At 70.5% G+C, this 10,039-nt stretch carries 9 protein-coding genes; 6 read left to right on the top strand and 3 right to left on the bottom strand.

Annotation, left to right across the window (positions count from 1 at the left end; all coding sequences use genetic code 11):
- Nucleotides 1-1,583 (bottom strand): ABC transporter ATP-binding protein (locus VGC18_RS15395; RefSeq protein WP_331098991.1); only part of this gene is annotated, 1,583 nt, incomplete at its 3' end.
- Entirely contained in the window at nucleotides 1,580-1,768 is a 189-nt protein-coding gene (locus tag VGC18_RS15390) for an AsnC family protein (protein ID WP_331098988.1), read from the bottom strand. The genes VGC18_RS15390 and VGC18_RS15395, both read right to left, overlap by 4 nt.
- Here VGC18_RS15390 and VGC18_RS15385 point away from each other — a divergent pair.
- From VGC18_RS15385 to VGC18_RS15360, 6 genes are all read left to right on the top strand, one after another.
- Entirely contained in the window at nucleotides 1,767-2,693 is a 927-nt protein-coding gene (locus VGC18_RS15385; RefSeq protein WP_331098986.1) for an ABC transporter ATP-binding protein, read from the top strand. The genes VGC18_RS15390 and VGC18_RS15385 overlap by 2 nt on opposite strands.
- Nucleotides 2,690-3,532, top strand: a complete 843-nt coding sequence (locus tag VGC18_RS15380; RefSeq protein ID WP_331098984.1) for an ABC transporter permease — start codon at nucleotides 2,690-2,692, stop codon at nucleotides 3,530-3,532. The genes VGC18_RS15385 and VGC18_RS15380 overlap by 4 nt, the downstream gene beginning before the upstream one ends.
- Nucleotides 3,529-4,362 carry an ABC transporter permease gene (locus VGC18_RS15375; RefSeq protein WP_331098982.1) on the top strand — a complete coding sequence of 278 codons (834 nt, stop codon included), beginning with the start codon at nucleotides 3,529-3,531 and terminating at the stop codon, nucleotides 4,360-4,362. Before VGC18_RS15380 ends, VGC18_RS15375 begins: the two co-directional genes overlap by 4 nt.
- Nucleotides 4,363-4,671: 309 nt before the next feature.
- Nucleotides 4,672-5,694 carry a 3-oxoacyl-ACP synthase III gene (locus VGC18_RS15370; protein WP_331098980.1) on the top strand — a complete coding sequence of 341 codons (1,023 nt, stop codon included), beginning with the start codon at nucleotides 4,672-4,674 and terminating at the stop codon, nucleotides 5,692-5,694.
- 83 nt (nucleotides 5,695-5,777) lie between these two features.
- Nucleotides 5,778-8,345: an alpha/beta fold hydrolase gene (locus VGC18_RS15365; protein WP_331098993.1), complete on the top strand. Its 2,568-nt coding sequence runs from the start codon at nucleotides 5,778-5,780 to the stop codon at nucleotides 8,343-8,345.
- The gene (locus VGC18_RS15360; protein WP_331098978.1) at nucleotides 8,342-9,316 is read left to right on the top strand and encodes an NAD-dependent epimerase/dehydratase family protein; all 975 of its coding nucleotides are present in this window, start codon (nucleotides 8,342-8,344) and stop codon (nucleotides 9,314-9,316) included. Before VGC18_RS15365 ends, VGC18_RS15360 begins: the two co-directional genes overlap by 4 nt.
- A gap of 218 nt (nucleotides 9,317-9,534) precedes the next feature.
- Here VGC18_RS15360 and VGC18_RS15355 read toward each other — a convergent pair.
- Nucleotides 9,535-10,039: MFS transporter (locus VGC18_RS15355; RefSeq protein ID WP_331098976.1), on the bottom strand; the 505-nt coding region annotated here is incomplete at its 5' end.

The raw sequence follows: 10,039 nt of genomic DNA, 5'->3' as shown, positions 1-10,039 counted from the left end.
TCGTCGAGCAGGAGGATGGGCGGAGCCGCCAGCAGGGTGCGCGCGATCGCGAGGCGCTGACGTTCCCCGCCAGAGAGCATGATGCCATCCTCCCCGACGGGGGCGGAGAGCCCGAGCTCGTTGCGCTCGAGCACCTCGGTCAGGTTCACGTCGTGCAGCACCCGGATGCACTGCTCGTCCGTCGCATCCGGCGCCCCGAGGGTGAGGTTGTCCCGGAGGGATCCGGCGAGCACGGGGGCATCCTGCTCGACGTAGCCGATCTGGGCGCGCAGCTCCGCCCGGTCGAGCCCGCGGATGTCCACCCCGCCGACCCGCACGACGCCCACGGCCGGGTCGTAGAAGCGCTCGATGAGCGCGAGGATCGTGCTCTTGCCCGCCCCAGATGGCCCGACCAGGGCGGTCCGCTGGCCGCGCTGCGCCTGGAAGGAGATCCCGTGCAGAACGGTGCGATCCTCGGGCGCCTCGTGCTCGACGGCCGAGTCCGGGTAGGAGAACTCCACGTCCTCGAAGCTGATCGCGGCCTCCGTCGTGACGGGCGCGACCGGCTCGATGGCCGCATCGAACTGGTCCTCGCTCGGCAGCGAGATGATCTCCTGGATGCGTCCGAGGGCGCCGAGCGCCTGGTTGACGGAGGTCACGGCGCCGAAGGCCTGGCCGAGCGGCATGACCATCATGAACAGGAACAGGATGAATGCCACCAGGTTCGCGACGGTCAGGTCACCCGCGGCGACCCGGAAGCCGCCCACCCCGAGGACGACGAGCATCGAGGCCTGCAGGGCGATGTTGGCGATGGGCACGACGAGCGCGGAGACCTTGGCGACCCTGACCCCCATCTGCCAGGCGCCCTCGGCATCCTTCTCGATCGCGGCCGTCTCCCGGCCGGTGGCGCCGGAGGAGCGCACCGTGCGGATGGCCCCGATCGCCCGCTCGACGCTCGCGGCGAGATCGCCCACCTTCTCCTGTTGCATGCGGCTCGCGGTGCGCACCCGGCTCGAGAGCGAGACGACGCCGACGACGGATGCCGCGATGACGAGCAGGGTGAGCCCGAGCAGCACGGGGTCGATGACGAGCATGGCGATGAGGGCGCCGAGGAAGAGGAACGCGCCACCGATCGCGTCCACGAGCCCCTGGGTGATGACGGCGTAGAGCAGCGTGGTGTCCGAGCCGACCCGGGAGACCAGGTCGCCCGTGCGGCGGGTGTCGAACTCGCTGATCGGGAGGCGGAGCATCCGCCGGACCAACTGACGCCGCGCCGAGAGGACGACGCTCGTGCCGGTGCGCTGCAGCAGGTAGTGCTGGAAGCCCCCGAGCAGGCCGGACAGGACGACGAGGCCGACCAGCAGCCAGACGAGCACCCCCAGGGTCTGGCCCTTCTGGACGAAGGCGATCACCTGGCTGACCAGGAGCGGCTGCGCCAGGGAGGCGCCGGCGCCGAGCAGGCTGAGCACGACCACCACACCGAGGATCTTCTTGTGCTCGAAGAGGTAGGGCAGCAGCTGGCGGAAGCTGGCGCGGGGGCCGTCGTCCTTCTTTCCTCTGCCGAACGGCGAACGGGAGCGCGGGGTCTGCGTGCTGGTGCTCATGGTTCCTTCAGTCTTTCGCGGTGCGACCGGTCGGTGGCGATCATCTGCCAGCCCATCCCGAGGTTGCGTGCCCTGCGCACGAGCGTAGCCTCGTAGCGGTCGAGCTCGGTGCGCAGTTCGCTGACGGCATGAAGGGCGTTGAGCGGATGCGCCGCGTCGGCGGTCTTCGTTAGGGTGGTTTTCATGCCAGCCCCCGTCGTCGCCGCCAGCCACCTGACCAAGAGGTATGGCGACTTCGCCGCCGTGGACGGACTCTCCTTCGAGGTGGCCCCCGGCGAGTCGTTCGGTCTGCTCGGACCGAACGGCGCCGGGAAGTCGACGACGATGCGGATGGTCGGAGCCGTCTCCACACGCACGAGCGGCACGCTGAGCATCCTCGGCCTCGATCCGGACGATCACGGGCCGGAGGTGCGGTCGCAGCTGGGGGTCGTTCCCCAGGCGGACAACCTCGATCAGGAGCTGCGAGTCCGGGAGAACCTCATCGTCTACGGCCGCTACTTCGGCATCCCCCGCCGCGACTGCGCCCGCAGGGCGGACGAGCTGCTCGAGTTCGCTCAGCTGTCCGACCGGGCGAAGGCCAAGGTGGACGACCTCTCCGGCGGGATGAAGCGGCGGCTCACCATCGCCCGGTCCCTCATGAACGATCCGCGCATCCTGCTGCTCGACGAGCCGACCACCGGCCTCGATCCGCAGGCTCGGCACATCCTCTGGGACCGGCTGTTCCGCCTGAAGGAGCAGGGCACGACACTGGTGCTCACGACGCACTACATGGACGAGGCCGAGCAGCTGTGCGATCGCATCGTCGTGGTCGACAAGGGCACCATCATGGCGGAGGGATCGCCCGCCGGGCTGATCAGGGAGTACTCGACCAGGGAGGTGCTCGAGGTGCGGTTCGGGTCGGGGCGCAACGCCGCCGTCGCCGAGCAGCTCGTCGGCATCGGGGAGCGTGTCGAGGTGCTGCCCGACCGTATCCTCGTCTACAGCGAGGACGGCGAGGAGGCCATGGCGGAGATCACCAGGAGGGGTCTCGAGCCGATCACGAGCCTCGTGCGCCGCTCCAGCCTCGAGGATGTCTTCCTGCGGCTGACCGGCCGGAGCCTGGTCGAATGACCTCGGTCGACACGACGACGGATGCCGCCCGTGCCCTCGACGGCGGGGTGCGTCCGCGGCGGTACGGCTCCTGGTACGTCGCGGAGCATCGCATCCGGAGCATGCGCTCCTACCTCGGAACGCTCGTCGCCACGAGCATCGGCAACCCGGTGGTCTACCTGTTCGCCCTCGGCGTCGGGCTCGCCAGCCTCGTCGACAAGAACGTCGGGGCCGGCGGCTACAACGGTGTGAGCTACCTCGCCTTCGTCGCCCCCGCGCTGCTCGCGACGGCCGCGGTGACCGTGGCGGCGGAGGAGACCACCTATCCGTTCATGATGGGATTCAAGTGGAATCCCATCTTCTTCGCGATGAACGCCGCGCCGATCACCGGCAACCAGATCGTCAACGGAATGTTCATCGGGGTCATCGTGCGCATCCTCCCGACCAGCGTCGTCTATTTTGTCGTCATGCTGCTCTTCGGGGCGGTCCCGTCGCCCTGGGGCGCCCTCGACATCCTCGTGGCGACCTTCACCGGTCTCTCCGTCGGACTCGTGATCAGCGTCTACACCTCGCGGATCGAGGAGGACAAGGGTCAGATGGCGATGATCATGCGGTTCGGGATCACGCCGATGTTCCTGTTCTCCGGAACTTTCTTCTCCCTCTCGCAGATGCCGATCTACCTGCAGTGGATCGGCTGGATCTCGCCGCTCTGGCACGGCACGCAGCTCGGACGGGTGCTGAGCTACGGGGCGGCCGAACCGGGCTGGCTCACGGCCGTGCACATCGTCTACCCGCTGCTGCTCTGCCTCTACGGCTGGAGGGCCACGCAGCGCGTCGTCACGAGGAGGCTGAACAAGTGACCTCGACCCCGACCTTCGCGCCGACGCGTCCGACGGCCCGCTCCGGCGGCATCGGTGCGCTCTACGCCGGCAACGCCCGCTCCGTGGTGAGCCGTGGCCTGCTCGCCACCAAGAGCACCAACTACTGGGTGGTGCTCAGCGGCTTCTTCGAGCCGGTCTTCTATCTGCTGTCGATGGGGCTCGGCCTCGGCGCGCTCGTCGGGACGGTGGAGACGAGCACCGGCCAGCAGGTGCCATACGCCGCCTTTATCGCGCCGGCGCTGCTCGCCGTCTCGGCGATGAACGGCGCGATCTACGACTCCACCTGGAACGTCTTCTTCAAGATGCAGTACGCCAAGCTCTACGAGGGGATGCTCACCACCTCGCTGGGGCCGCTCGACGTCGCACTGGGCGAGATCCTGCTCGCGCTGCTGCGCGGTGCGCTCTACGCCATCGGGTTCATGATCGTCATGCAGGTCATGGGGCTCAACCTGGCCTGGACGGCCCTGCTTGCACTGCCCGCCGTGCTGCTCATCGCCTTCGGCTTCGCGAGCATCGGGATGGCGGTGACCAGCTACATGAAGACCTTCCAGCAGATGGACTGGATCAACTTCCTGCTGCTGCCGATGTTCCTCTTCTCGGCGACCTTCTACCCGCTCAGCGTGTACCCGGCACCGATCCAGTGGATCGTCGAGGCGCTGCCGCTGTGGCACGGCGTCGAGCTGGTTCGCGGCCTGACCACGGGCGCGCTCGGCCCGGCCATGCTCTGGCACGTGCTCTACTACGTCGTCATGATCGTGGTCGGGCTCATCTTCACCACCAGGCGGCTGCGGGCGCTCTTCCTCGACTAGGGGCCGCGGTCGCCTCGACCTCGTGCTCGCGGCGGGAGTTACGACTGCTCGCGACGGGACACAGTGCCTCGCGGCGGGAGTTGTGGCGTGCCGCGGCGGGGAAATCGGGTCGTGGCGAGAGACCCGCCTCCCGCCGCGAAGACCTTTCTCCCGCCGCGACGGCCGCAGGACACGAGCAGACGCTGCCGGGACGGGATGTCGCGGCGGGATCGCGGCGGCGTTTCGGCGCATACGGCAACCGGACAATTTCCTGGGAGAGAATAGAGGCTTGCCCTTTATGCCTTGATCACAATTTGATAGGAAGCTCCGTTGGACGGAAACGCGACGACCACCCACCGAAATGTCGCACTGCTCTCGGTTGCCAGCACGATGGCATCCCGGGTCACCACCTCGGAGGAGATAGACCATCAGCTGGGCCCCGTGCTCAAGCGGCTCCGACTGCCGAAGGGGCTGCTCCAGCGCGTCGCCGGCGTCCTCGAACGTCGCAACTGGGCGGAGGGCGAGACCTTCGATGACGCCGCCATCTCGGCCGGGCGGCGCGCCCTCGCCGAGGCGGGCATCGAGCCGGGGGAGGTGGGGCTGCTGATCAACACCTCGGTGACCCGCAAACACCTCGAACCGTCCGTCGCCGTGCGCATCCATCACGGTCTCGGCCTGCCGTCCTCGGCGATCAACTTCGACATCGCCAACGCCTGCCTCGGCTTCGTCAATGGCATGACCCTCGCCGCTCAGCTCATCGACTCCGGTCAGATCAAGTACGCGGTGATCATCGACGGTGAGGACGCCGACGAGATCCAGGTCAACACGATCGCCCGGCTCAGCAACGGGCTCATCGGCCGCAAGGACTTCATGAGCGAGTTCGCCAGCCTCACGCTCGGCTCAGGGGCCGCCGCGGCCGTGCTCGGCCCGGCCGATGCGCATCCGGAGGGCCACCGCATCCTCGGCGGCGTCACCCGCGCCGCCACCGAGTTCAACGAGCTCTGCGTGGGCAGCGTCGACGGGATGTTCACCGACGCCAAGGCGCTGCTCAAGGGCGGCATGGAGCTCGTCGTCTCCGCCTGGAAGGAGGCCAAGCGGGACTGGAACTGGGCCTCCATGGACCGCTACATCATGCATCAGGTCTCCGCCGTGCACACCAACGCCATCGTGAAGGCCGCCAGCATCGACGGCTCCCGCGTGCCGCGAACCTATCCCCAACTCGGCAACGTCGGCCCGGCGTCGATCCCGATCACCCTCGCCGCCGAGGCGGCCTCCCTCGTCAAGGGCAGCAGGGTGCTCATCATGGGCGTCGGCTCCGGTCTCAACACGGCGATGATGGAGCTGGCCTGGTGAGAGACGGCCGGCCGAACCGGCGCCTGCCGCGCGCCGCGCTCGCCACCGCCCCGGCCTCGCTGCCTCCCGCGGGTCTCGAGGGAATGGATGCCCGCTTCTCGCGGCTCGTCCGGGTCCCGGGCGGCGGCACCTGGCACCTGCTCGACAACGCTGCCAGGCTCGCCGAGGTCGGCGCGACCCCGGTCGGCACGATCCTCTGTGTGCACGGCAACCCGACCTGGTCGTTCCTCTGGCGGCGCCTCGTGTCGGCGGCGACGGATGCCGCGGCCGCGGGTCGGCCCGCCTGGCGGGTCATCGCCGTCGATCAGCTGGAGATGGGCTTCTCGGAGCGCACCGGCTTCGCCCGCACCCTCCGGCGCCGGGTCGAGGACCTGGGCGACCTGACCGAGACACTCACCCTCGACGGGCCCGTCGTCACCCTCGGCCACGACTGGGGCGGCGTGATCTCGCTCGGCTGGGCCGTTGACCATCCCGGCCTCCTCGCCGGGGTCATCCTGCTCAACACCGCCGTGCACCAGCCGGAGGAGTCCCGCATCCCTGCCCCGCTGCGCCTCGCTCTCCAGCGTCCGCTACTGGGGGCCGCCACCGTGTCGACGCCGGGCTTCCTGGAGACGACGCTGGCCCTCGGTCATCCCTCCCTCCCCCCGAGGGTCAAGGCCGGCTACCGGGCCCCGTACCTCGGCGCCGCCCGCCGAGGGGGCATCGGCGTGTTCGTCGCCGACATCCCGGTGGATGCCCGCCACGAGAGCGCCGGGGAGCTCGACCGCATCGCGGAGGGGATGCGGTCGCTCGACGTCCCCGCGCTCGCGCTGTGGGGCCCGCGCGACCCGATCTTCAGCGACCGCTACCTCAACGACCTGCTCGACCGCCTTCCCCGGGCGGACGTGAACCGCTTCGAGGGCGCCGGGCACCTGCTGACCGAGGACGTCGACTACTCCTCCGCCGTGCTCACCTGGCTGGGCGACCGTTTCTCGACGCCACCGCCGGTGACGCTCGCGCCGTCGGCGCCCACGTCCGGGCGCCTCTGGAAGTACCTGGACGAGCTGGCCGACAGCCCGGACACCGCCCTGGTCGACATGGCGCCGCCCGGTTCCTCCGTGCCGCGCACCGTCGGATGGCGGCTGCTGGGCCGGCGGGTCCGTCAGCTCGCCTCGGGCCTCGACCGGATCGGGGTCAAGCCGGGCGACCGGGTCTCGCTGCTCGTGCAGCCCGGCGCCGACCTGACCGCCGTGCTCTACGCCTGCCTGCGGATCGGAGCGGTCGTCGTGGTCGCGGATGCCGGGCTCGGGCTCAGGGGGCTCACCAGGGCGGTCCGGGGCGCCTGGCCGGATCACGTCATCGGCGCACCAGCCGGACTCGCCGCGGCCAGGGCGCTCGGCTGGCCGGGGCAGAAGATCTCGACGGCGCGGTACCTGCCCGTCGTCGCCACGGCGCTCGAGGTCTCCTATGCCCTCGCCGACCTCGTCGAGCTCGGCGCCGACGAACTGCTGCCTCCCGCTCCCGCCCCCGAGGCCGTCGCCGCCGTGCTGTTCACCTCCGGCTCCACCGGCCCGGCGAAGGGCGTCGTCTACACCCACGCCCAGCTGGAGGCGGTGCGGGACGCGCTCTCCGCCCAGTACGGCGTCGGGCTGGGCACCGGCCTGGTCGCCGGGTTCGCGCCGTTCGCCCTGCTCGGCCCCGCGCTCGGTGCCCGCTCGGCGACCCCCGACATGAACGTCACCTCCCCGCGGACGCTCACCGCGGCGGCCGTCGCAGCCGCCGCGCGTGCGGTCGACGGCACCGTGGTGTTCCTCTCGCCGGCCGCCGTCGCCAACGTGATCGCGACCTCCGGCGACCTGAGCGCGGATGACCGGACGGCGCTCGCGGGAGTGGAGACCTTCCTCTCGGCGGGGGCGCCGGTCTCGGAGAGGCTGCTCGCGGCGGCCGCCCGACTCATGCCGAACGCGACGGCGCATACCCCCTACGGCATGACCGAGGGACTGCTGATGACGGACATCGAGCTCGGCGAGGTGCGGGAGGTCCGCTCGCGAGAGAGCGGGATCTGTGTCGGCCGGCCAGCCGCGACCACCCGTGTGCGCATCAGCGCCCTCGACGGGGCGGGCGAGGCGACGGGGGAGCTGTCCGAGGCGCCCGGTCTCGTCGGAGAGATAGTCGTCTCCGCCCCGCACGTGGAGAACGGGTACGACCGGCTGTGGCTCACCGATCGCGCCTCCCGACGGGGAGGGGTCCCCGGTGAACGCTGGCATCGCACGGGAGACGTCGGGCACCTCGACGAGGCGGGGCGGCTCTGGGTCGAGGGCCGGATGCCTCACGTGATGGTGACCGCGACCGGTGTGGTGACCCCGGTCGGTCTGGAACAGGCCATCGAGGAACTGGTCGAGGAGGCCGGTCGCTCCGCGGTGGTGGGAATCGGCCCGCGCGGCGATCAGCAGCTCGTCGCGATCGTCGAGATGACCTCGCTCCGTCGTCCGGGACTCGCGCATCCGAAGCTCGCCGCCCGGGTGAGGACGGCCGTCGGGCGACCTCTCGCCGCCGTGCTCGTGGTCCCCGGACTGCCGACGGACGTGCGACACAACTCCAAGATCGATCGCTCGAGGCTCGCCCTGTGGGCGTCCGGCGTGCTCGCCGGCGGCAGGATGACCGCCCCATGAGGGTGCTGGTGACCGGAGCGAGCGGACTGCTCGGCGGCGCCGTCGCGGCGGAGATCCTCGCGGCCGGTCACGACGTGCGGACCTTCCAGCGGCGGCCCTCCGGGATTCCCGGCGCGACGGATGCGCTCGGCTCGATGACCGATGGTCCCGCCGTCGCCCGTGCCGTCGAGGGGATGGAAGCGATCGTCCACCTCGCCGCCAAGGTCTCGTTGGCCGGCGCCCCCTGGCAGTTCCGTGCGGTGAACGTCGAGGGGACGCGTTCCCTGCTCGCCGCGGCGACGGATGCCGGGACGCCGCGTCTCGTCTACGTGTCCTCTCCCTCGGTCGCCCATGCCGGGACATCCATCGTCGGCGATGACGCCCGCCCGGCCGATCCGCTGCTCGCCCGGGGCGACTACGCCCGCACGAAGGCCGAGGCGGAACTGCTTGCGCTCGCGGCCGACACGTCGACGTTCCGCGTGGTGGCGGTCCGCCCGCACCTCGTCTGGGGGCCGGGCGACACGCAGCTCGTCGCACGCATCGTCGAACGGGCGCGCCGGGGGCGCCTGCCCAGGATCGGCAGCGGTGCCGCGCTCATCGACACGACCTACATCGACAACGCGGCATCCGGGATCGCGGCCGCCCTCGCCCAGGTCGACCGCGTCCACGGCGGAAGCTACGTGATCAGCAACGGCGAGCCGCGTCCGGTGGCCGAGCTGATCGCGGGGATCTGCGCCGCCGCGGGCGTGCCCGCGCCGCGGTGGGGCGTCCCTGCCGGGCTGGCGAAGGCGGCGGGGTCGGCGGTCGAGGCCTTGTGGCGCATCCGTCCCGGTGTCGATGAGCCGCCGATGACCCGGTTCCTCGCCGAGCAGCTGTCGACGGCGCACTGGTTCGACCAGCGTCGCACCAGGGAGGACCTGCGCTGGACGCCCGCGGTCACCCTCGACGAGGGGCTGCACCGCCTGGCCCGGTGGTACGACGCGGCCCGCTGATCGCCGCCCGGCCTCGTCCCGCTCTTGTCCCGACAACTGCCCTCATTCTCTTTTTCGTCCTGTCACGTCAGCATGACGTCATGCTGACGTGACACCACAAAACCAAAGGTCATAGCCCCGGGTCCGAGCCCGGGCCCTGCGGGGAGCGGGATGCCGCGAGTCGCGGGAGCGGGGAAGGGGTCGGGGAGACGCGGCGGGGCGGGCGCCGACCTCTTCGGCTATTCGACGATGGTCGCGAAGTCGCTGTCGCGGGTCTCGGCGCTCAGCCGCAGCGCGATGAACGTGATCACCGCCGCGACGGCGAGGTAGACGCCGACCCACACGGTGCTGCCGTGCGCCGCCGTCCACAGGGCGACCGCGATGTAGGGGGCGACCGCCGCCCCGATGATGCTCGACACGTTGTAGCTGATGCCCGACCCGGTGTATCGCACGTTGGTCGCGAACAGCTCCGGCAGCTCCGCCCCCATCGGCCCGAAGGTCAGTCCCATGAGCGAGAAGCCCAGGATGAGCCAGGCCATCACCCCGACGAAGCCGCCGCCGGAGAGCGGGACGAACAGCAGGCCGAAGACCACGATGCCCGCGGTCACCCAGCTGAGCATCCTGCGACGGCCGAAGCGCTCGGCGAGGGGGCCGGCGACCAGGGTGAAGACACCGAAGAACACCACGCCGACGATGAGCATGATGAGGAACTCGTTGCGGTTGTAGCCCAGGCCGGGAACGAAG

The organism is Lacisediminihabitans sp. (assembly GCF_036404185.1).
Lineage (GTDB): Bacteria > Actinomycetota > Actinomycetes > Actinomycetales > Microbacteriaceae > Lacisediminihabitans.
This window is presented reverse-complemented; position numbering and strand designations above follow the sequence as displayed.

Bases quoted from the DNA above. Each gene is read 5' to 3' on its own strand.
- VGC18_RS15385 (WP_331098986.1), top strand. From the start codon at position 1,767: ATGCCAGCCCCCGTCGTCGCCGCCAGCCACCTGACCAAGAGGTATGGC.
- VGC18_RS15390 (WP_331098988.1), bottom strand. From the start codon at position 1,768: ATGAAAACCACCCTAACGAAGACCGCCGACGCGGCGCATCCGCTCAAC.
- VGC18_RS15380 (WP_331098984.1), top strand. From the start codon at position 2,690: ATGACCTCGGTCGACACGACGACGGATGCCGCCCGTGCCCTCGACGGC.
- VGC18_RS15365 (WP_331098993.1), top strand. From the start codon at position 5,778: ATGGATGCCCGCTTCTCGCGGCTCGTCCGGGTCCCGGGCGGCGGCACC.
- VGC18_RS15360 (WP_331098978.1), top strand. From the start codon at position 8,342: ATGAGGGTGCTGGTGACCGGAGCGAGCGGACTGCTCGGCGGCGCCGTC.